The sequence below is a fragment of the Sphingobium sp. TomTYG72 genome (genome assembly GCF_055394715.1).
This window is the reverse complement of the sequence record NZ_AP027336.1, coordinates 820,419-840,886: the sequence shown is the minus strand read 5'-3', so window position 1 is coordinate 840,886 and position 20,468 is coordinate 820,419. Positions and strand designations below refer to the sequence as shown.

Sequence of the window (20,468 nt, the reverse complement as noted above, 5' to 3'; positions counted from 1 at the left end):
CTCTGCTCAGCCACGGGGTAGCTCGATCACGGCCATGGTGCCCTGCCCCGGCTCTGACACGAGCTGGAGGGTGCCGCCATGGGCCTCGGCGAATTGCTTGGCGAGCGGCAGGCCGATCCCGGCCTTTTCGCCGCTTCGCGCCTGTTCCGCCCGCGCCGCAGCATCGAAGATCGTGGCGCGGCGCTTTGCGCTGATTCCGGGGCCATTGTCCGATACGACCAGCCGCGCGGAATCGCCGCTGCCGTCGCCGTGCAGCAATACGCGCGCGCCGCGTCCGCTGTAGCAGACGGCGTTCTCCAGCAGATGATCAAGCGCCTGGCCGATCCGGCGGCTGTCGCCTTCCACCCTCCCCAGCGTTTCATGCAGGGAGATGGCGAGGTCGATGCCCTTGGCCGTTGCCTCACCCTTGATCCGTTCGATGCTTTCCTTTGCCAATGCCGCGAGGTCGACAGGGGCGCGATCGATCGGGAGCGTCCCGGCTTCTCCCTGTGTCAGGTCCAGCACATTGTCGATCAGCATGGACAGTCGGTTGGTACTCTGGAGAATGCCATCGACATATTCCTTGGCGGAATCGCTCATATCCCCGGCATAGCCCGCGCTCATCATTTCGGCGAAGCCCGCGATGGTGGTGAGCGGCGTGCGCAGTTCATAGCTCATATTGGTGACGAAGGCGGTCTTGACCCGGTCGGCCTGCTCCAACGCTTCGTTGCGGTCGCGCAGCACCTGTTCGACACGGCGGCTGTCAGTCACGTCCAGCATCGTGAAAAGCGCGTTCCCGTCTGGCAGAGGGATGGCGGCGAATTCGAAGATGCGGCCGTCCGCGAAACCGACATGGCCGACGCGCTGCTTGCGCTCCACTGTCGCCGCGCGGACCAGTTCGCGGACGAGATTGGCTTGCTGCGGCTTGGCGAGGCGGGATTGGACGGCGCGGAGAAGCTCGTCGATGCGCGGGTGCTGCGCCAGAAGATCTTCGGAGATTTCCCAGATCGAGCGGAAACGGCTGTTCCACAGCGACAGGCGGCCATCGGACGAAAAGACGCCGATCGACTCGAACAGATTGTCGAAGGTCGCCGTGCGGACTCGCAGCAGCGTATCGCGCGCGCTGGAAAGCTGGACCTGCTCCGTCCGATCTTCGAATATCAGGAGCAGGCCGCCGTCGGGCAGTGGCTGACCATAGACGCGCAGATGCGTGCCGTCGGCGAGCAGCCAGTTTTCCTCGCGCGGGTCGGGGGAGAGGAACCAATCGCGGCGTTCTGCCCGCCACGCAGGAAAATCGCGATGTTCGGGCAGGCGGCGGGCCTCACGCATGCGGTCGAGGACGCGTTCGAACACAGGCTGGTCGGCCAGATGTTCCTGATCCAGCCCGAACAGGCTCATGAAAGGCTGATTCCAGAAACGCAGGGTGCGATCCGGGCCAAAGCGGGCCACGCCTGCGGAGAGGCGATCGAGCAGGTCGCGCTGCGCCGCTTCAAGGCGGCGATGCTCGACCCTGGCCTGTTCAAGCTCATTCTGGTCCATCGCGAAACCGGCGACGCCAGCTTCGCCAAGCGGCACATCGACGACCCGCATCGTTCGGCGTTCGCCATCTATGGTCGCTGGCACCATGCGCTCGACCACCCGATCCTCCGCCAGCGCCTGCTCTGCTGATGACTGAGGGCCAAGGCCGCCCACTGCCTCGACCAGTTCTGTCCCGTGGGCAATGACATCTGCCGCATTGGCTCCATCAACCGCGCGGACATAGGCAGCGTTGACGAGGCTGAGGCGCATGTCGGCGGTGCGATGCCACATTGGAAACGGCGCGGCCTCTACAAGGCCGGCGAGCGCTTCCAAGGCTTCGCGCAACTGCTCGACCTTGCTCTTCAGCGCCTGGATTTCCGACTGGCTGTCGGTCGCGTCGAATATCCACAGGACTACGCCGCCGCTTTCGGCGAGCACTGGCCCGGCAGGCGCGCCGCGCACCAGCAGGAGCCGGGAGGAACCCTCTCCTCGCACAGGCAGGGCGAAGCTGCGTCCGGCGCGCTGGGCCGCCGCTATTTCCTGCGCAAGGGCCGCTGCGTCCTCCGGTTCCAGGCCGCCGTCGGGCGCAGTGAGTTCGGATACGAAAGCGGGTACACGGTCCTTGCCAAGCCATTTGGCGAGCCGGTCGGCGGCCTCAATCCGGCCATCGGCATGAATGATGATGGGGGCGGCGGGCGCTGAAGCGAGCAGGCTGGACAGGCGGTCGAACTTGCCCTGAACCTGCGTGCCTTCGCGCCGCATGCGCTGCCCGGTCGAAAGCGCCCACACTGCGGCGGCCAGCCAGGCGGCCAGCACGATCCCCAATATGACTGCGGCAAATGGGGTCAATGACGTCATTGCGCCTGTTTACCCCTCATCGCGACCTGCCACCCCTTTGCATGATTATCAGGGGACTAACCCAAGTCGGGAGCAGCGTGAAGCGGGGAGTTTGAAGAAATGCCCAGCTCCTTAAAGACGGACACGCCCCCATCTTCGTCATGCCAGCGAACACTGGCATCTCAGCCGGACGCCGTTGGCAATAGATCCCAGCTTTCGTTGGGATGACGGGAGGCTAAGCATAAAAAAAGGGGAGACTTTCGCCTCCCCCTTTCCGGTTTGCTTAGTAGCGGTAATGGTCCGGCTTGAACGGACCTTCCGGCTTCACGCCGATATAGGCGGCCTGCTTGGGGGTCAGCTTGGACAGCTTCACGCCGAGCTTTTCGAGGTGAAGCGCCGCCACCTTTTCATCCAGATGCTTGGGCAGCACATAGACGTCGTTCTTATACTGGTCCGACTTGGTCCACAGTTCGATCTGCGCCAGCACCTGATTGGTGAAGCTGGACGACATGACGAAGCTCGGGTGGCCGGTCGCGCAGCCCAGATTGACCAGGCGGCCCTTGGCAAGGACGATGATCTTCTTGCCGTCGGGGAATTCGACTTCGTCGACCTGCGGCTTGATTTCGGTCCACTTCATGTTGCTGAGGCCCGCAATCTCGATCTCGCTGTCGAAATGGCCGATGTTGGACACGATCGCCATATTCTTCATCGCGCGCATGTGATCGACCGTGATGACGGCTTCGTTGCCGGTCGCGGTGACGAAGATGTCGGCGCGGGTGGCGGCTTCTTCCATCGTCACGACTTCATAGCCTTCCATCGCGGCCTGAAGCGCGCAGATCGGATCGACTTCCGTCACGAGCACGCGGGCGCCGCCGTTGCGGAGCGAGGCTGCCGAACCCTTGCCAACGTCGCCGAAACCAGCAACGCAAGCGACCTTGCCCGCCAGCATGACGTCAGTGGCGCGGCGGATCGCGTCGACCAGCGACTCCTTGCAGCCGTAGAGGTTGTCGAACTTCGACTTGGTGACGCTGTCGTTGACGTTGATTGCCGGGAAAGGCAGCTTGCCCTTCTTCGCCAGCTCATAAAGGCGGTGGACGCCGGTGGTGGTCTCTTCCGACACGCCCTTGATCGCGGCAACGGTCTTTGTGAGGTAGCCCGGACGATCGGCCAGGAAGCGCTTCAGCGTGGCGACGAAGATTTCCTCTTCCTCGTTACCCGGCGTGAACAGCTCTTCGCCAGCTTCAACGCGGGCGCCCCACAGCGCGAACATGGTGGCGTCGCCGCCATCGTCCAGGATCATGTTGCAGGGCGTGTCACCCCAGTCGAAGATGCGGATGACATAATCCCAATATTCCTCCAGCGTCTCGCCCTTGACGGCGAAGACGGGGATACCGCGCGCGGCAATGGCAGCAGCGGCATGGTCCTGGGTTGAGAAGATGTTGCACGAAGCCCAGCGGATTTCCGCGCCCAGTTCCGCCAGCGTTTCGATCAGAACGGCGGTCTGGATCGTCATGTGGAGCGATCCGGTGATGCGCGCGCCCTTAAGCGGCTTAGCGGCGCCAAATTCCTGACGCAGCGCCATGAGGCCCGGCATTTCGGTTTCGGCGATCTCGATTTCCTTGCGGCCGAACGCGGCAAGGTTGATGTCGGCGATCACATAGTCCTGCGCCTGGGTGGCGGGTGCTGTGGCCACGAGCGTGTCTCCATCGGTTTAGAATGTGCCGGAGCCGCTCGCATGGCGAAACGGCGGCGATGGTCTGCGCTTTACCAATCGCCGCCGGTGATGGCAACTCGATATAAAGTTTTCTTTATGTCACTCTTCTCCGGGTCGGGAGGCGACCGCGACCCTCGTTTCGCCCAAATCAGCCGATGGCTCCGCTTCCCGACCCCGATCGCCATGACAACGTCGCAGCGAGCGTCCGAAAAATGCGGATTGATGCCCGCAGCGTCCTTCGCAAGTTATGCGACGCAATCAGGCGGAGCCAGCGCCGCTCACAAGATGAGACGCATCGACTCCGGCAGCGGCATAGGCCGCTGCCCATTTTTTTTCCGCCGGAACGTCGAACAATATGTCCGCGCGGCATTTCGCCGGGAACCAGCTTTCGCCAGTCATCTCCTGATCGAGTTGCCCTGCCCCCCAACCGGCATAGCCGAGGGCGACGATATAGCGACTAGGGCCAGTGCCTTCCGCGATCGCCTTCAATATCTCCAGCGAGCCCGAAAGCCCCCAGTCCTCGCCGACCTCCACCATGTCATGCCCTTTCCAATCGAGGGAATGCAGCACGAAGCCCCGGCGCGGTTCGACCGGCCCGCCGCGAAGCACGGGTATGTCGGGGACATTGGCGGGGTTGATGTCAAAGCTTTCGAGCAGCTCATGCAGCCCCACGCCCTCAATCTCATCGCTGACCGCGATGCCGAGAGCACCATTTTCATCATGGACGCAAATGGCGATCACCGAATGATCGAAGCGCATGTCTTCCATGCCCGGCAAAGCGAGCAGGAACTGACCGGCATAGGAGCGAAGCTGATCCATAGGATGAATATACGCTGCCCAGCGGCTTTGCCAATGGCAGGCTGTCGTTCACCGGGGGCGATGCGACACGTTCGCGCACCTTGACACAGGACCGCCAAGCGCCGACCTCCCGCCTCATCAACGGTAGGAGACAGAATATGACCATCGCAAAAGGGGATCGCATCCCCACCACCACCTTTGCCAGGATGACGGAAAATGGGCCGGAGCAGGTCTCCTCCGACGAATTTTTCAAGGGCCGCACGGTGGCGCTCTTCTCCGTTCCCGGCGCCTTTACGCCGACCTGCTCTGCCAAGCACCTCCCCGGTTTTGTCGAGAAGGCCGACGCGCTGAAGGAAAAGGGCGTGGACGAGATTGCCTGCACCGCCGTCAATGACGCCTTCGTCATGGGCGCATGGGGCAAATCAGCTGGCGCAGACGATAAGGTCACCATGCTGGCGGACGGCAATGGCGACTTCGTCAAGGCTGCGGGCCTGACGATGGACGGCAGCAAGTTTGGCATGGGCACGCGTGGCCAGCGCTTTTCCATGATCGTAAAGGATGGTGTGGTGACCGAACTGAATGTCGAGGCACCGGGCGAGTTCAAGCTTTCGTCGGCTGATCATCTGCTGGGGCAGCTCTGACGCGATGGCCGCGCGACGATAACCCCGTCGCGCGGCTACCGGCCTTCCTTCCGTCACATATCTGCGGTAGCAAGGTTCGATGACGAAAAGCATCGGCAGCGCGGCGGTCGCGCAACTGGACCGGATCTACCAGACCTCTATCGGAAATCTGCGCGAGGCCATGCAGGCCTATGCCCGCGATGGCAGCGTACCGCCGCCAGAGGCAAAGTCCGATCGCCGCTTCTGTTATCCCGAACTGCGCATCACCCACCACGCCGAAACCGATGCCCCGCCGCCGGGGCGATCCTTCGCCCGCCTGTCCAAGCCCGGCCTTTATACCACCACGGTCACCCGGCCGGAGATGTTCGGCGATTATCTGGCCGAACAGATCGATTTGCTCGTCCGGGATTATGGAGTGGAGGTCGAAACAGCGGTCAGCGACCAGCAGATTCCCTTTCCCTATGTGCTGGATGGGCTGGACATCAGTGCTCTTGACGGCACCCCTCCCACCGAACTGGCGCGCCATTTCCCTGCAACCGAGTTGGCGGAGATCGGGGATGAGATCGCCGATGGCCTGTTCATGCCCGATGCGGAAGGACAAAGGCCGCTCGCGCTGTTCGACGGACTGCGCACCGATTTCTCGCTGGCCCGACTGAAACATTATACGGGGACGCCAGCCGAGCATATTCAGCGATACATCCTGTTCACCAACTATCATCGCTATGTTGATGAGTTCGTGGCCTGGGCCTGCGCGGAACTGCAAAGAGACGGCTCGCCCTACACCGCCTTGTCCGGCGCAGGCGGCGTCTATGTGACGCGGGAAACGGCCGATCCCGCGCGGATGATCGCGGACAGCGCATGGCGCAAGCATCAGATGCCCGCCTATCACCTGATCGCGCCCAATCGCAGCGGGATCACGCTGGTCAATATCGGCGTTGGTCCTGCCAATGCGAAGACCATCTGCGATCATCTGGCGGTCCTGCGGCCTGAAGCCTGGTTGATGATCGGCCATTGCGGCGGTCTGCGCCCTAGCCAGCGGATCGGCGACTATGTACTCGCCCATGCCTATCTGCGCGATGACAAGGTGCTGGATGATATGCTGCCACCCGAGATACCGGTGCCAGCCATTGCAGAGGTTCAGGTCGCCCTGGCCAAATCCGCCGAGGCGGTGTTGGGCGGCAGTGGCGCCGAGGATTTCAAGCGCAGGCTGCGCACCGGGACCGTGGTGACGACCGATGATCGCAATTGGGAGCTACGCTATTCCAGTTCAGCGCTGCGCTTCAGCCTGTCGCGCGCGGTCGGGATTGACATGGAGTCCGCCACGATCGCCGCGCAGGGCTATCGTTTCCGGGTTCCGTACGGAACATTACTTTGCGTGTCGGACAAGCCAATCCATGGCGAACTGAAGCTGCCGGGTCAGGCCAACCGCTTTTATGAGGAAGCGATTGCCGGACATCTGCGGATCGGCCTGATGACGTGCGAACTGCTGCGGCAGGAAGGTCCCAAGCTGCACAGCCGCAAGTTACGGGCGTTCAACGAGCCGCCATTTCGGTGATCGATTGGCGGGGTCAGCTGGTCAGGAACTCCACCATCGCTTGCCCCAGTTCCTTTTTGGTCACTGCGGCCATGTGATTGCCGGGTATCTCGACATAGCGGCCATTGGGCAGCGTATCGACAAGCTCCTGCGCAATCCCATTATCCTGATCGTCGACGCCGCAGATGACTTCGGTCGGCTGCGTAAAGGTCGCGATCGTTTCGGCGGACGTGTCCACGAAGGTGTTCAGGATATGCAGGAGCGCTACCGGATCGCCCTTCGTCGTTTTCAGGAAGGCTTCCGTCATCCATTCCGACGTGCCACGCTCGAACGTGCCGAGGTTGGTGAGGACGTTGCGATAATAGCCGCCCTTGTCCAGCGTATTGACGAGGCCGCGCAGTCCCATGCCAGCAAGGATCACCCGGCGCGGGGCTGCTCCGCGCGCCAGCATCCGTACCGTCGTCCGCGCACCCAGCGAATAGCCGCCAAGGTCATAATCGGTCAGGCCAAGCTGGTCGATGACAGCCAGATTGTCCTCCGTCAGGGCATCGGGCGGATAAGCGGCGGGATCATGTGGTTTCCCGCTTTCCCCATGCCCGCGCAGGTCCGGCATGATCAGCCGGAAGCCAGCCTCCACAAGCCGCGCGGCATGGCCGTAACGGATCCAATTGGTCCAGGCGTTGGAGAAATAACCGTGGATGAGGACGAGGTCACGCCCCTCCCCCGCGATATGAACCGCAATGGGAAGACCGCCGAGCCCCTCAACTTCCACTTTCTCTAGCTCAAGGTCGGTCATGATAACTCCCTCACTGTGTCGGCGCTGCTCGATATGGCCTTGGCGCCGCCTTGTCGATGGCGGCGTAGGCCAAGGATCAGCAGAGCCATTAGTGCACCGACCTGAGCGGCGGCCATGTCCTTTTGCGGGTCCCAGACGTCGCCTTGCTGGCCATTGTACCAATCGGCCGTTTCCCCTTCCGCGATCAACGTCAGCAGCCATTCGAAACTTTCGTAAAGGGCGCCGATGAAGCCGATCGAGACAAAGCCGAAGGCCAGGCTCCAACCCAATGTCATACCACCCTGCCGCCTGGCGATCTGTGCCAGCGGGTGCGTCAGAAGCAGGCCAAACGCGAAATGGACGAGCCGGTCATAGCCATTGCGCTGCCACCCGAAGGTGCTGGAAAAATCATGGCCTGTTATCGAGCGCGCCCAATCGTCGTAGGGCACATAGGAATAGATGTAGCGTCCGCCCAACGTATGCAGGAGCAGGAACAGGGTGATGCAGGCTACCGCTCCGTTGGTCAGAGGCCAACGACGAAAGAGCCAAGGCGAAGCAAGCGCGATGGCGAGCGTCGGTCCATGCTGTAACGGCGCGAGTTCGGGAAATGGCTGATTGATCTGCGCGGCGGCGATGGCGCCGATCAGCAGCAGGATCATCCGGCGCTGCGCTATCGGAAGGCTTTTCCAAACAGCGGCAGCGCCGGACGTCATCTGTTGGCCTCAGCCCTTCTTCAGGTGACGGCGGCCCAACAGTTCGGCGATCTGCACAGCGTTAAGCGCAGCGCCCTTGCGCAGATTGTCGCTGACGCACCAGAGCGAGAGGCCATTGTCGATGGTCGAGTCCTCGCGGACGCGGCTGACGAAGGTTGCATAGTCGCCCACGCACTCGACGGGAGTGACGTAACCGCCATCCTCACGCTTATCGACGAGCATGACGCCCGGCGCTTCACGCAGGATGTTCTGAGCCTGCTCGGCTGAAATCTCGTTCTCGAACTCGATGTTCAGCGCTTCGGAGTGACCGACGAATACGGGCACGCGGACGCAGGTGGCCGTGACCTTCACCTTGGGATCGAGGATCTTCTTGGTTTCCGCGACCATCTTCCATTCTTCCTTGGTCGAACCATCGTCCAGGAAGACGTCGATGTGCGGGATCACGTTGAAGGCGATCTGCTTGGTGAACTTCTTGGCCTCCGCCGGATCGCCGACGAAAATGTTACGCGACTGTTCGAACAGCTCGTCCATGCCTTCCTTGCCCGCGCCGGAAACGGACTGGTAGGTGGCGACGACGACGCGCTTGATCTTCGCGGCGTCATGCAGCGGCTTGAGCGCCACGACCATCTGCGCGGTCGAGCAGTTCGGGTTCGCGATGATGTTCTTCTTCTTATAGCCATCGATCGCGTCCGGGTTCACTTCGGGCACGATCAGCGGCACGTCCGGGTCCATGCGATAGAGCGACGAATTGTCGATCACCACGCAACCGGCCGCAGCCGCCTTGGGCGCATATTCAGCCGTCGGGCCGGAGCCAGCGGCGAACAGGGCGATGTCCCATCCCGTGAAGTCGAAATGCTCGATATTTTTGACTTTGAGCGTCTTGCCAGTGTCACCGAAATCGATTTCGGTGCCCTGCGACCGGGGCGATGCGACCGCCGCGATCTCGTCAATCGGGAACTCGCGCTCGGCGAGAATGGTCAGCATTTCGCGGCCCACATTGCCCGTGGCACCAACGACGACGACCTTGTAACCCATGACTAAAGACTCCACTCCATGCAAAATTGCGCAAGGGCGCGCCATAGCGTTGTCCCGGCAATTGTCCAGCATGAAGCGGCTTTGTGGGTGGATAGCCTTTATTTAGCTGGCTGCGGCTCTTCGGGCGCGGTTCCGTTACGACGAAGGAAGTCCTCGATCGTGCGCCACAGGTGGACGCTGATGCCGGGGCCGCCCACGCGGTGTGTCTGACCAGGATAGACCATCATCTCGAACGGCACGGCGGCCGCCTGCATCCGGGCCATCAATGCGGTGGCGTTGTCAAATACGACATTGTCATCGGACATGCCGTGGATAAGCAGCATCGGGTCCTTGATCTTGACGGCATCGTCTACCGCTCCGGACGCCGGATAGGCGTTTGGCCGATCCTGTGGCTTGCCCAGATAACGCTCGGTATAATGTGTGTCGTAAAGCTCCCAGCGGGTAACGGGAGCGCCCGCGATCGCGGCAGAGAACAGGCCTGGCGCCTTTTCCAGCAGCTTGACCGACATATAGCCGCCATAGGACCAACCATAGGTCGCGATCCGCTGCGGATCGACATAGGGCTGAGATTTCAACCACTCGACGCCCTTTAGCTGGTCGTCGACTTCTACCGTGCCCATTGCACGATACAATTGATCCTCGAACGCCTTGCCGCGATCCGGGGTGCCGCGATTATCGACTGCAAAGACGATCCAGCCGCGATCCACCAGATATTGATAGACGGGCGATCCCCATTGGTTAGTGACGACCCTGCCCGCTCCCGGCCCGCCATAATGCAGCATGAAGACGGGGTATTTCTTGCCGGCTTCCAGAGGCGGGGTCATGATCCGCGTGTAGAGCGTTGATCCGTCCGCCGCCTTGATCGTGCCGAACCGCGTCTTTGCATGACTGGCGAGGTAGGGGGCATAGGGGTGATCCCCGGTCATGGCATTTTCCGACAGCCAGCGAAGCCGTTTGCCGCTGCCGTAGGCCAGATAGACTTGCTTGGGCTGGTCCGTGTTGCTGCGGGAGATCACCAGATGCGTTGCGCCGCTGTCCATCACCGCATCGTTCCACCAGCCATTGCTGGTCAATTGCCGCAACGGCCCCTTGCCTGACAGGGCGGCAGCGTAAAGCTGCTGCTCCAAAGGCGTTTCGCGATTGCCGGTGAAATAGACGATGCCCTGACGCTCATCGACCGCCACCACGTCCCGTACTTCCCATGCACCACTGGTCAGCGCGACCCACTTGCCGCCGCGAACATGGTAGAGATGGCCGTGCCCCGTCTTCTCCGACCACCACAGGAAGCTGCCATCATTCAGCGGCTTGAAGCTGTTGCTGAGGTTGATCCAGCTTTTCGCTCTTTCGGTCAGGACGACCCTGGACTTGCCCGTCGCAGGATCGACCGCCAGCAGATCGAGCCGCTTCTGGTCACGGGTCTGGCGCTGGACGTAAAGGGTCCGGCCGTCCTTCGACCAATCGACCCGCGCCAGATAGATGTCACTTTCATCGCCAAGATCGACCTTCACCTGGCCACCGCCATCCGGCCGCATGACATAAAGATCGACCAGCGCGTTGGGAGTCCCCGCAGCAGGATAGCGCTGCTGATAGACTTTCGTGCCTTCGCCGCCGATTGCGGTGCGGGTGACGATACCGACCGGTCCTTCATCCACGCGAGCAACCGCGATCAACTGGTCATCGGGCGACCACCAATAACCGGTTCGCCGGTCCATTTCCTCCTGCGCCACGAATTCGGCCACGCCCCAACTGACCGTGTCACTCGCCCCCTGCGTCACTTGCAACTCCTGCCCGCCGATCGGCTGCACGAAGAGGTTGCCGTCGCGCACGAAGGAGACAAAGCCGCCCTTGGGACTGACCACGCCGTTCAGTTCACTGGTAGGACTGTTGGTCAGGCGCGACACCTCGCCATCGAGCGATGCAAGGTAAAGATCGCCATCCACCGGGACGAGGATGCTCCTGCCATTGGGAGCCCAGTCATAGCCGACGATCCCGGTGCTGCCTGCAACCGACCGATCCCGTTCGCGCTGCATCTTTTCCGCTTCGGAAAGCTCGGCGCCGCTGCCGGTCTTCCTTGAATCTACCAGCATGCGCTCCGCTCCGGTCGCGCTGTCGATGGCCCAAAGGTCCAGCCGTTCCTTCTCGTCCGCACGCGGCTTGAGGAGCGTGACAAGCTTGCCATCCGGCGAGAGCTTCAGCGCGCGCGGCTGAGGCCCCGACAGATCGGGATTGGCGAAGACGCGCTCCAGCGTCAGTTGCTGTTGTGCGGAAACCGGGATGGCAGCACTTGCCAGCAGTGCCACAGCGGCTGTGCTGCCCTTCAACAATGAGGACATCCTTATCCTTTCGCCTCGGCCAAGACAGCCGGATGTATCGCCGCGAGTTAACGCGGAGCGGACGAAAAGATCAATGTAGGGACATAATCTTTCTCACCATGACCGGAGGAGATCATGGTGGGCGCGACAGGGATTGAACCTGTGACCCCACCCGTGTGAAGGGTGTGCTCTACCGCTGAGCTACGCGCCCCCTGAAAGGAGGATGCGGCCATTGGCATCGGCCACGGCTCCTGTCAAGACGAGCTTAGACGGGGAGTTGCAAATTGCACTCATTGCCTTTTAGGCGTGAAAGTTTAGTGGCAGGAACGATACAGGGAGTGACTATCGATGCGTCAGACCATTGCCCTCATGATCACTGGGCTTCTTCTCACCAGCTTGGCGGCCTGCAACACCGTCAAGGGCGTTGGCCGGGACATTGAATCGGTCGGCCGGGCCGGTGAGAGGGCGATGTAAGGATAAGTCAGCCTTACCTTCACACTGATTATTGGAGGACGCGGTTAGTCATGGCCGCGCTTCTTTCCAGCTTCACGCCGTCGCAATCCGGCTGGCCGCAGTTGCATGCCGCGATGGTGTAGCGGACGCCGCACATCACAAGGACGTCATGGTCGAAGGTATAGTTGGAAATCCCTGCCCGCTCGACCTTCTCTCGTGCTCTGGCTTTCAGAGACATGTGAAATTTCCTCCCATTCACCGTCCGGACATGATCTTTGCTGCTCTGCACAAAGTCAATTGACCGGGATCGGTTCCTGAACGGATTGTCATAAATCTGTCCAGAAAATGACACGATCCAACGCCCTCCGCTACTATGCTTGCGCGGTAGCCCATTCGCACCCATATGCCGCGCCATGAACGACCAACGCTCCTCCGCCATGCCCGTCTGGCACGGCACCACCATCATGTCGGTACGAAAAAATGGGAAGGTGATCGTGGCCGGTGACGGCCAGGTTTCCATGGGTCAAACGGTGATGAAGCCTAACGCCCGCAAGGTTCGTCGGCTGCATGACGGTTCCGTCATCGGCGGTTTTGCGGGGGCCACGGCCGACGCCTTCACCCTGTTCGAACGGCTTGAAGCGAAGCTGGAACGGCACAATGGGCAGTTGATGCGCGCCGCAGTGGAGTTGGCCAAGGACTGGCGCACCGACAAATATCTCCGCAATCTGGAGGCGATGATGATCGTCGCCGACAAGGAAGTGACGCTGATCCTGACGGGTAATGGCGATGTGCTGGAGCCGGTTGGCGGCGTGGCGGCTATCGGATCAGGCGGCAATTTCGCGCTCGCAGCAGCCCGCGCGCTGGTGGAGTATGAGGAAGATGCAGAGACGCTTGCGCGTAAGGCGATGGCCGTGGCCGCAGATATCTGCGTCTATACCAACGATCAGCTTGTGGTCGAAGAATTGGCGAGCCTGAGTTGATGTAAAGCCCCTCCCGCAAGCGGGAGGGGTTGGGGTGGGCATTTTCCCTATCCCTAAAAGTTGAAGTCGATCGCTTTCGCAATCGCCCCCACCCCCGGCCCCTCCCGCTTGCGGGAGGGGAGTGAGAAGAAGATGAACGACAATCTGACACCCAAGGCCATTGTTTCCGCTCTCGACGCACACATCATCGGCCAGGCCGATGCCAAGCGCGCCGTTGCCGTGGCGCTGCGCAACCGTTGGCGTCGACAGCGCCTATCGCCCGATCTGCGCGACGAGGTTACGCCCAAGAATATCCTGATGATCGGCCCCACCGGCTGCGGCAAGACCGAGATCAGCCGCCGCCTTGCCAAGCTCGCCGACGCACCTTTCGTGAAGGTCGAAGCCACCAAGTTCACCGAAGTCGGCTACGTCGGCCGCGATGTGGAACAGATCGTGCGCGATCTGGTCGAGGAAGCGGTGCGTCTTGAAAAGGATCGTCGCCGCGAAGCCGTGCGTGAAGCTGCTTCCGAGGCCGCGATGAGCCGTCTGCTCGATGCCCTCACCGGCAAGGAAGCGAGCGAGGCGACCCGCCTCTCCTTCCGTCAGCGGATCGAAAACGACCAGATGAATGATGTCGAAGTCGAGGTGGAAGTGGCCGACAGCCCCTCCATGCCGATGGAAATCCCCGGCATGGGCGGGCAGATCGGCATGATCAACCTGTCCGACATGATGTCAAAGGCGTTCGGCCAGACCCAGAAGAAGCGCCGCAAGCTGCGCGTCGCCGAGGCTTGGGACAAGCTGGTCGAAGAAGAGCAGGACAAGCGGCTGGATCAGGACGATGTTGCCCGCGTCGCCATCGCAAGCGCCGAACAGAATGGTATCGTCTTCCTCGATGAGATCGACAAGATCGCCGTCAGCGACGTGCGCGGCGGGTCCGTCAGTCGCGAAGGCGTGCAGCGCGACCTGCTTCCGCTGATCGAAGGCACGACGGTCTCGACAAAATATGGGCCGCTAAAGACGGATCACATCCTGTTCATTGCATCGGGTGCTTTCCACGTCGCAAAGCCCAGCGACCTGCTGCCCGAGCTTCAGGGCCGCCTGCCGATCCGCGTCGAACTAAAGGCGCTGACGGAAGATGACTTCGTCTCGATCCTGTCAGACACCAAGGCGAGCCTTGTTGCGCAATATCGCGCACTGCTGGCGACGGAAGGCGTCACGATCGACCTCACGCCCGACGGTATTCGCGCGGTCGCGAAGATCGCCGCCGAGGTGAACGGCGAGATCGAGAATATCGGCGCCCGCCGCCTCCAGACGGTCATGGAAAAGCTGCTGGAAGATGTGAGCTTTGATGCGGAGGATCGTCAGGGCGAGACTCTGGTGGTCGATGCGGCCTATGTCGAGAAGCAGCTGAGCGAAGTGGCGCGCAACACTGACCTCAGCAAATATGTGCTGTAACTAACATAAAGCCCCTCCCTTTTAAGGGAGGGGTTGGGGTGGGTGCGAGAGTAGCGAGCCTCCTTCGGAGGCCCCACCCCTTGATCCCCTCCCGCCTGCGGGAGGGGAGATTGATTAGTAAGAACGCCCTACCAAGACTCGCTCCACCGCCTTCTCGCCGGTGAAGATGCACGCACCATCAGCAGCGTCCGCATCCAGCGGCACGTTGCGCAGCGTCAGCTTCTCGCCCTTCAGCCACTCGATCACCTTATCGAGCGCCGGACCCGTGGGCTTGGCCCATTGCACCAGCGCCCAGCCCTGCTTCTTGCTCGCAGCGAAATGGGCTTTGAGCGCATCCAGCGACGCAATCGACTTGTCGATATTCCCATGCAGCCGCGACTGGGCGTCGGCGAAGAGCGCCTGCTGAATCTCCTCCAGCATGCCGGTCGCCGCGCTCAGGAAATCGCCCTTTGCGACGATCTGGCTGTCGAGCTTCCCGTCCTCCCGATACAGCCGGTCACGGCGCAGAACCGATACGTTCCCGCCCGCAACATCGCGGCCGCCCACTTCGATGACGATCGGCGCGCCCTTCTTCACCCAGCCCCAGCGCTTGTTGGCGGCCTTGGCGGGTCGCTTGTCCAGAAGCGCGCGGACGGGCTCGCGGAATACGTCCTGCTTGTTCAACTCGGCGACCAGATCGGCGCAATACTCCAGGATCGCGGCATCCTCGTCATTGTCGCGCAGCATCGGGACGACCACGACCTGATAGGGTGCCAGACGCGGCGGCACGCGCAGGCCGTCATCGTCGCCATGCACCATGATGAGGCCGCCGATCATGCGGGTCGACATACCCCAACTGGTCGTCTGCGCCAGCTCCTGTTGCCCTTCCGCATTCTGGAACTTGATGTTCTGCGCCCGCGAAAAAGTCGTGCCGAGGAAATGCGACGTGCCCGCCTGAAGCGCCTTGCCGTCCTGCATCATCGCTTCGATGGAATAGGTCGCGACAGCGCCGGGAAAGCGCTCATTTTCCGGCTTCTCGCCAGCGACCACCGGGAGCGCAACGCATTCCTCCGCGAAGCTGCGATAGACCTCCAGCATCTTCATCGTCTCTTCCATCGCCTCATCGACGGTGGCGTGCGCCGTATGCCCTTCCTGCCAGAGGAACTCGGCGGTGCGCAGGAACATGCGCGTGCGCATTTCCCAGCGAACGACATTGGCCCATTGGTTGATCAGCACCGGCAGGTCGCGCCAGCTCTGCACCCAGCGTGAGAAGGCCGCGCCGATAACCGTCTCCGAAGTCGGACGAACCACCAGCGGTTCCTCCAGCTTTGCCTCCGGATCAGGCACCAGCTTGCCGTCTTTCTGGATCAGGCGGTGATGCGTGACGACCGCCATTTCCTTGGCAAAGCCGTCAACATGCTCCGCTTCCTTTTCGAAATAGGAAAGCGGGATGAAGAGGGGGAAATAGCAGTTTTCGTGGCCGGTTGCCTTGATCCGTTCATCCAGCAACTTCTGGATGCGTTCCCAGATGCCATAGCCCCATGGCCGGATGACCATGCTGCCGCGAACGCCGCTTTCCTCGGCCATATCGGCTTCGCTGACGACGGCCTGATACCAGGCGGCGAAATCCTGTTCGCGGGTAACGGAAAGGGCGTGCTTCACGGGTCCGGCCTTGTTCTTCGACTTAAAGGATGGCGCGCCATAGGCGAAGCGCGCCGTCCCGTCGACCCCGAACGCGCGGGCTCAGCCCAGCTTGTCGATCTTCGCATTGAGGGCGGAAAGCTGCGCCTTCAAATTCGCGATCTCGTCGTCCTTGCTACTTTCGGACGTCGGCTGCGCAGGAGTAGGCGCGCCCGGCATTCCCGGCATGGTGGGCATTCCGGGCACGTTGCCAAAGGCATTCGCCGCGGCTTCGATCATCTGCATGTTGCGCTTCGCGATCTCCGCCAGCGGACCGCCGCCGAAGGCGCCCTTCATCGCTTCCTGGAACTGCATCTGGTTCTTGCGGAACGCGTCCATTGACGCTTCCAGATATTGCGGCACCATCGACTGCATGGAATCGCCATACATGGCGATCAGCTGGCGCAGGAAGTTGACGGGCAGCATGTTCTTGCCCCGCTGCTCTTCCTCCATGATGATTTGCGTGAGGACATTATGCGTGATGTCCTCCCCGGTCTTGGCATCCACGACCACGAACTCGCGCCCCTCACGAGTCATTTGCGACAGCAGATCAAGGGTGATGTAACTGGACGTTTCCGTGTTATAGAGACGCCTGTTCGCATATTTCTTGATAATGACCGGCTCTGATTCATTGGCGGTCTTGGTTTTGGCCATGGATTCCTCTCCCACACCTGCACTTTCCGCATTAGCACAAGGCGTTGCCGCACCGCAACATGGCCCTCGCCCATTGCCCCTCTTTCTCGACATTTTATGGCGGGAAACGGAGCATGACCCTGATCTGCGACGCGCAGCTTTCCAGGGCTTGCGCAAATATCAGGCCGCCATCCGGCCGCCTCCCCCACCGGCGCCCGCCGTCTTTGCTGCAGCCGGAAGCACCAGATTGCTGCGATACGGCAAGGAAAATGATCGTGCGCCCGTGGTCTTCATCCCCTCGCTGATCAACCCGCCCCAGGTTCTGGACCTGTCAGAAGGGCGATCCATGCTGCGCCACATGGCCGCAGCAGGACATGACGCCTATCTGGTCGATTGGGGCAGCCCCCGCGCCGATGACGCGCACCTTGACCTTGAGCATCATGTGACCAAGCGCCTTCTTACTCTGCTGGAAGCGCTCCCCCACCCGCCCATCCTCGTGGGCTATTGTCTGGGGGGCAGCCTTGCGCTGGGAGCGGCGGCGGTTGCCGAGGTGAAGGCCGTCGCCACCATCGCGGCGCCGTGGCAATTTGATGGCTTTCCCGATGCCGACCGCAACCTTATCGCATCGCTCTGGCGTGGCGCGAAGGCCACCAGCGAGCAGCTCGGCTATGTGCCGATGGAAGTGCTGCAATCGGGCTTCTGGGCGATGGACCCGGCCCGCACCATCCGGAAATATGCGGCATTCGCCGGAATGGAGCCAGGCTCTGAAGCGGAGCGCGCTTTCCTGGCCGTGGAGGATTGGGCGAATGGTGGATCGCCCCTGACCTTCGCGGCGGGCCAGGAGCTGTTCGAAAACTTCTACGGAAGCAATGTCACTGGCCACCGGCAATGGCGAGTCGATGGCAAAACGGTCGATCCTGAAAGCCTTCGCTGCCCGACATTCTCCGTCCGATCCGCCACCGACCGCATCGTCCCGGCCAGCGCCGCGCCGGAACTGGCCGATGGTTTTACACTGCAACTCGGCCATGTCGGGATGATCGTCGGAAGCAACGCCCCTCAACTCCTCTGGCACCCTTTGTCCCTATGGCTTTCAACCCATGGAGGTTGATGATATTGCAGCCCCGAGCCGAAACCCTTCATCGAGGACAGGATTTTGTCAGACATCGTCATAACCGCTGCAAAGCGTACCGCCGTCGGCAGTTTCATGGGCGCATTCGGGTCCACGCCTGCGCATGAGTTGGGACGCACCGCCATCATCGCGGCGCTCAATCAGGCCGGGATTGCGGCGGAGGAAGTCGACGAGGTCATACTGGGCCAAGTCCTGAGTGCGGCGCAGGGGCAGAACCCCGCGCGTCAGGCCGCCGTCAACGCCGGAATACCTGTGGAACGCACGGCCATCGGCATCAACCAGCTATGCGGTTCGGGTCTTCGCGCGGTCGCGCTCGCGGCGCAGGCGATCAAGGCGGGTGATGCCCGCATCATGATAGCGGGCGGGCAGGAAAGCATGTCGCTCGCTCCCCATGCGCAATATCTGCGTGGCGGCGCGAAGATGGGGCAGATCTCATTCATCGACACGATGACGCACGATGGCCTGACCGATGCGTTTAACAACTACCACATGGGCGTCACTGCCGAAAATCTGGCGGAGCGGTATCAGATCAGCCGCGAAGCGCAGGATGAGTTCGCCGTGGCAAGCCAGAACAAGGCGGAAGCCGCGCGGGCGTCCGGCCGGTTCAGGGACGAGATCGTCCCGGTGACCGTGAAGGGTCGCAAGGGTGATACCATCGTCGATGCCGACGAATATATTCGCGCTGGCGCTACACTGGAAGCAATGCAGAGCCTGCGCCCGGCGTTCAAGAAGGACGGCAGCGTAACCGCAGGCAATGCCAGTGGCATCAATGACGGCGCTGCCGCACTCGTCCTCATGACCGCAGCCGATGCCGCCCAGCGGGGCACTGCCATTCTTGGGCGCATCGCAGGCTTTGCTACCTGTGGGGTTGATCCTGCGATCATGGGCATCGGCCCCGCCCCCGCGTCCCGCAACGCGCTTGCCAGGGCGGGTTGGTCGCTCGCTGACCTTGACCTGATCGAAGCGAACGAGGCGTTCGCGGCCCAGGCGCTGGCGGTTGGGCAGGAACTTGGATGGGACCCGGAAAAGGTCAATGTGAACGGCGGCGCGATCGCCATCGGCCATCCGATTGGAGCGTCGGGCGCGCGCGTTCTAACCACACTGCTTTATGAAATGCCGAAGCGCGATGCGAAGAAGGGCCTTGCCACACTATGCATCGGTGGTGGCATGGGCGTTGCCATGTGCATCGAAAGATAGCTGGTAGTTGGGCCGCCGGATCGAGTTCGGCGGCCTACCACATCCTTATTCCCAGAGCCGATCGTAACGGGGACCAAGGCCGGTCAGCAATTCATATTGCGACAGGCCAGATAGCGACGCGGTCGCGGGCAAGTCGTAGGCGATGTCGAGCCAATCCCCTTCCGACACCGACGGCATCGCAGAGACATCCACCGCAACGAGGTCCATCGAAACGCGCCCCACGACCGGCAGTTGAACATCGCCTGCGCTAACCATCCCTCGGCCGGAAAAACAGCGCAGATAGCCGTCCGCATAGCCGATGTTCAACACAGCTATTTCCATGTCGCGCTCGGCGATATGCACCGCGTTATAGCCGATACCATCCCCTGCGGGCACATGGCGTCTTTGCAGGACCTGCGCCTGCGGAAAGACGACCTGCGCGATGTTTCCGGCCGCTTCGGTTCTGGGAACACCCCCATAAAGCGCCAGCCCCGGCCGCGTCAGGTCAAATGCATAGGCTTGGCCCAGGCAAATGCCCGCGCTGTTCGCCAAGCTGTAACGGCGCGCGGTAGCTTCACCCCGCAAGGCGCCGAACCGATCAAGTTGCAGTTTGCTAAGCCCGGTATCCTCATCGGCCGACGCCAGGTGACTGAGCAGCGTGTCAACGGTCAACCCGTCCAAAGCGGCGGCAACGTCACTCCGCCAATCCAGTCCGAGCCGATTCATGCCCGTATCAACCATGATGTCGCAGGCACCTCCGCCAGCAGCCTTCCAGCGCGCGATCTGACCCGCAGTGCAGAGAACGGGCCGCGCGCGCGACGCGATCGCGGCCTGCATATCCTCACCGCGCACGCCGTGGAATACCGACAGGCTGATTCCATCCTGTAGCATCGGCTCCAGCAAAGCCGCTTCAGCCCAGTTCGACACGAAAAAGTCCCGGCAACCGGCGACAAGCAGGCGGCGCATCACCTCGACCGCGCCGGTGCCGTATCCATTCGCCTTGATAGCGGCGCCACATGCAGCGCCGCCGCTAAGCCGTTGCAACCAGCGCCAGTTATTCACAAGTGCATCGCCATCGAGGCGAAGGCGCAGCGGAGCGGTAAATCCGGTCATCGCCGTTGCGATAGCGGCATCCAGTACAGGCGTCGAGGGTTTCGAAGGGCGCGGCT

General features: G+C 61.8%; 18 protein-coding genes and 1 tRNA gene. 7 read left to right on the top strand and 12 right to left on the bottom strand.

Annotated elements, in window-relative coordinates:
- Window positions 1-6 precede the first annotated feature (6 nt).
- The 3 genes from ACZ5U1_RS04315 to ACZ5U1_RS04305 all read right to left on the bottom strand — a co-directional run bounded on the left by ACZ5U1_RS04315 (window position 7) and on the right by ACZ5U1_RS04305 (window position 4,867).
- The gene (locus ACZ5U1_RS04315) at window positions 7-2,355 is read right to left on the bottom strand and encodes a PAS domain-containing sensor histidine kinase (RefSeq protein ID WP_464779526.1); all 2,349 of its coding nucleotides are present in this window, start codon (window positions 2,353-2,355) and stop codon (window positions 7-9) included.
- Window positions 2,356-2,617: 262 nt separating this feature from the next.
- Complete coding sequence (gene ahcY / locus ACZ5U1_RS04310) at window positions 2,618-4,027, bottom strand: adenosylhomocysteinase (protein WP_464779525.1); 1,410 nt, start codon at window positions 4,025-4,027, stop codon at window positions 2,618-2,620.
- Window positions 4,028-4,306: 279 nt separating this feature from the next.
- The gene (locus tag ACZ5U1_RS04305; RefSeq protein ID WP_464779524.1) at window positions 4,307-4,867 is read right to left on the bottom strand and encodes a YqgE/AlgH family protein; all 561 of its coding nucleotides are present in this window, start codon (window positions 4,865-4,867) and stop codon (window positions 4,307-4,309) included.
- A gap of 137 nt (window positions 4,868-5,004) precedes the next feature.
- Here ACZ5U1_RS04305 and ACZ5U1_RS04300 point away from each other — a divergent pair, with 137 nt between their 5' ends.
- Together ACZ5U1_RS04300 and ACZ5U1_RS04295 are read left to right on the top strand one after the other, a co-directional pair.
- Window positions 5,005-5,487 (top strand): redoxin family protein, encoded by a 483-nt coding sequence (locus ACZ5U1_RS04300; protein WP_464779523.1) that lies wholly within the window; start codon window positions 5,005-5,007, stop codon window positions 5,485-5,487.
- A gap of 79 nt (window positions 5,488-5,566) precedes the next feature.
- Window positions 5,567-7,021, top strand: coding sequence for an AMP nucleosidase (locus ACZ5U1_RS04295; protein ID WP_464779522.1), 1,455 nt, complete (start codon window positions 5,567-5,569; stop codon window positions 7,019-7,021).
- Window positions 7,022-7,034: 13 nt separating this feature from the next.
- Here ACZ5U1_RS04295 and ACZ5U1_RS04290 read toward each other — a convergent pair whose 3' ends face one another.
- From ACZ5U1_RS04290 to ACZ5U1_RS04270, 5 genes are all read right to left on the bottom strand, one after another.
- Window positions 7,035-7,796 carry an alpha/beta fold hydrolase gene (locus ACZ5U1_RS04290; protein ID WP_464779521.1) on the bottom strand — a complete coding sequence of 254 codons (762 nt, stop codon included), beginning with the start codon at window positions 7,794-7,796 and terminating at the stop codon, window positions 7,035-7,037.
- Window positions 7,793-8,488 carry a DUF2238 domain-containing protein gene (locus ACZ5U1_RS04285; RefSeq protein WP_464779520.1) on the bottom strand — a complete coding sequence of 232 codons (696 nt, stop codon included), beginning with the start codon at window positions 8,486-8,488 and terminating at the stop codon, window positions 7,793-7,795. Before ACZ5U1_RS04285 ends, ACZ5U1_RS04290 begins: the two co-directional genes overlap by 4 nt.
- Before the next feature lie 9 nt (window positions 8,489-8,497).
- The gene (locus tag ACZ5U1_RS04280) at window positions 8,498-9,523 is read right to left on the bottom strand and encodes an aspartate-semialdehyde dehydrogenase (protein WP_464779519.1); all 1,026 of its coding nucleotides are present in this window, start codon (window positions 9,521-9,523) and stop codon (window positions 8,498-8,500) included.
- A 98-nt stretch (window positions 9,524-9,621) separates the two neighbouring features.
- Window positions 9,622-11,856, bottom strand: a complete 2,235-nt coding sequence (locus tag ACZ5U1_RS04275) for a S9 family peptidase (RefSeq protein ID WP_464779518.1) — start codon at window positions 11,854-11,856, stop codon at window positions 9,622-9,624.
- Between the two features lie 115 nt (window positions 11,857-11,971).
- Window positions 11,972-12,046, bottom strand: a tRNA-Val gene (locus ACZ5U1_RS04270).
- Between the two features lie 137 nt (window positions 12,047-12,183).
- Between ACZ5U1_RS04270 and ACZ5U1_RS04265 the strand changes: the two genes are divergently transcribed.
- Window positions 12,184-12,309, top strand: coding sequence for an entericidin A/B family lipoprotein (locus ACZ5U1_RS04265; RefSeq protein ID WP_097091531.1), 126 nt, complete (start codon window positions 12,184-12,186; stop codon window positions 12,307-12,309).
- A gap of 28 nt (window positions 12,310-12,337) precedes the next feature.
- Here ACZ5U1_RS04265 and ACZ5U1_RS04260 read toward each other — a convergent pair whose 3' ends face one another.
- Window positions 12,338-12,526 carry a hypothetical protein gene (locus ACZ5U1_RS04260; protein WP_449472385.1) on the bottom strand — a complete coding sequence of 63 codons (189 nt, stop codon included), beginning with the start codon at window positions 12,524-12,526 and terminating at the stop codon, window positions 12,338-12,340.
- Between the two features lie 199 nt (window positions 12,527-12,725).
- Between ACZ5U1_RS04260 and hslV the strand changes: the two genes are divergently transcribed.
- Together hslV and hslU are read left to right on the top strand one after the other, a co-directional pair.
- The gene (gene hslV / locus ACZ5U1_RS04255; protein WP_464779956.1) at window positions 12,726-13,268 is read left to right on the top strand and encodes an ATP-dependent protease subunit HslV; all 543 of its coding nucleotides are present in this window, start codon (window positions 12,726-12,728) and stop codon (window positions 13,266-13,268) included.
- Window positions 13,269-13,400: 132 nt separating this feature from the next.
- Window positions 13,401-14,702, top strand: coding sequence for an ATP-dependent protease ATPase subunit HslU (gene hslU, locus ACZ5U1_RS04250; RefSeq protein WP_464779517.1), 1,302 nt, complete (start codon window positions 13,401-13,403; stop codon window positions 14,700-14,702).
- 114 nt (window positions 14,703-14,816) lie between these two features.
- On the opposite strand, the gene proS is transcribed toward hslU, so the two are convergent.
- Window positions 14,817-16,343, bottom strand: coding sequence for a proline--tRNA ligase (proS, locus tag ACZ5U1_RS04245; protein ID WP_464779516.1), 1,527 nt, complete (start codon window positions 16,341-16,343; stop codon window positions 14,817-14,819).
- An 81-nt stretch (window positions 16,344-16,424) separates the two neighbouring features.
- On the bottom strand, window positions 16,425-17,015 hold the full coding sequence (gene phaR / locus ACZ5U1_RS04240) for a polyhydroxyalkanoate synthesis repressor PhaR (protein ID WP_464779515.1): 591 nt from the start codon (window positions 17,013-17,015) through the stop codon (window positions 16,425-16,427).
- Between phaR and ACZ5U1_RS04235 the strand changes: the two genes are divergently transcribed.
- Both ACZ5U1_RS04235 and ACZ5U1_RS04230 read left to right on the top strand, forming a co-directional pair.
- The gene (locus ACZ5U1_RS04235) at window positions 17,014-18,102 is read left to right on the top strand and encodes an alpha/beta fold hydrolase (RefSeq protein WP_464779514.1); all 1,089 of its coding nucleotides are present in this window, start codon (window positions 17,014-17,016) and stop codon (window positions 18,100-18,102) included. The two genes, phaR and ACZ5U1_RS04235, sit on opposite strands and share 2 nt — an antisense overlap.
- A gap of 45 nt (window positions 18,103-18,147) precedes the next feature.
- On the top strand, window positions 18,148-19,320 hold the full coding sequence (locus ACZ5U1_RS04230; RefSeq protein ID WP_464779513.1) for an acetyl-CoA C-acetyltransferase: 1,173 nt from the start codon (window positions 18,148-18,150) through the stop codon (window positions 19,318-19,320).
- A gap of 45 nt (window positions 19,321-19,365) precedes the next feature.
- Here ACZ5U1_RS04230 and alr read toward each other — a convergent pair whose 3' ends face one another.
- Complete coding sequence (alr, locus tag ACZ5U1_RS04225; protein ID WP_464779512.1) at window positions 19,366-20,412, bottom strand: alanine racemase; 1,047 nt, start codon at window positions 20,410-20,412, stop codon at window positions 19,366-19,368.
- Between the last annotated feature and the right edge of the window lie 56 nt (window positions 20,413-20,468).

Bases quoted from the DNA above. Each gene is read 5' to 3' on its own strand.
- ACZ5U1_RS04285 (WP_464779520.1), bottom strand. From the start codon at position 8,488: ATGACGTCCGGCGCTGCCGCTGTTTGGAAAAGCCTTCCGATAGCGCAG.
- ACZ5U1_RS04300 (WP_464779523.1), top strand. From the start codon at position 5,005: ATGACCATCGCAAAAGGGGATCGCATCCCCACCACCACCTTTGCCAGG.
- ACZ5U1_RS04290 (WP_464779521.1), bottom strand. From the start codon at position 7,796: ATGACCGACCTTGAGCTAGAGAAAGTGGAAGTTGAGGGGCTCGGCGGT.
- hslV (WP_464779956.1), top strand. From the start codon at position 12,726: ATGCCCGTCTGGCACGGCACCACCATCATGTCGGTACGAAAAAATGGG.
- hslU (WP_464779517.1), top strand. From the start codon at position 13,401: ATGAACGACAATCTGACACCCAAGGCCATTGTTTCCGCTCTCGACGCA.
- ACZ5U1_RS04275 (WP_464779518.1), bottom strand. From the start codon at position 11,856: ATGTCCTCATTGTTGAAGGGCAGCACAGCCGCTGTGGCACTGCTGGCA.
- ACZ5U1_RS04305 (WP_464779524.1), bottom strand. From the start codon at position 4,867: ATGGATCAGCTTCGCTCCTATGCCGGTCAGTTCCTGCTCGCTTTGCCG.
- ACZ5U1_RS04265 (WP_097091531.1), top strand. From the start codon at position 12,184: ATGCGTCAGACCATTGCCCTCATGATCACTGGGCTTCTTCTCACCAGC.
- ACZ5U1_RS04260 (WP_449472385.1), bottom strand. From the start codon at position 12,526: ATGTCTCTGAAAGCCAGAGCACGAGAGAAGGTCGAGCGGGCAGGGATT.
- ACZ5U1_RS04235 (WP_464779514.1), top strand. From the start codon at position 17,014: ATGGATTCCTCTCCCACACCTGCACTTTCCGCATTAGCACAAGGCGTT.
- ACZ5U1_RS04280 (WP_464779519.1), bottom strand. From the start codon at position 9,523: ATGGGTTACAAGGTCGTCGTCGTTGGTGCCACGGGCAATGTGGGCCGC.
- phaR (WP_464779515.1), bottom strand. From the start codon at position 17,015: ATGGCCAAAACCAAGACCGCCAATGAATCAGAGCCGGTCATTATCAAG.
- ACZ5U1_RS04295 (WP_464779522.1), top strand. From the start codon at position 5,567: ATGACGAAAAGCATCGGCAGCGCGGCGGTCGCGCAACTGGACCGGATC.
- alr (WP_464779512.1), bottom strand. From the start codon at position 20,412: ATGACCGGATTTACCGCTCCGCTGCGCCTTCGCCTCGATGGCGATGCA.
- ACZ5U1_RS04315 (WP_464779526.1), bottom strand. From the start codon at position 2,355: ATGACGTCATTGACCCCATTTGCCGCAGTCATATTGGGGATCGTGCTG.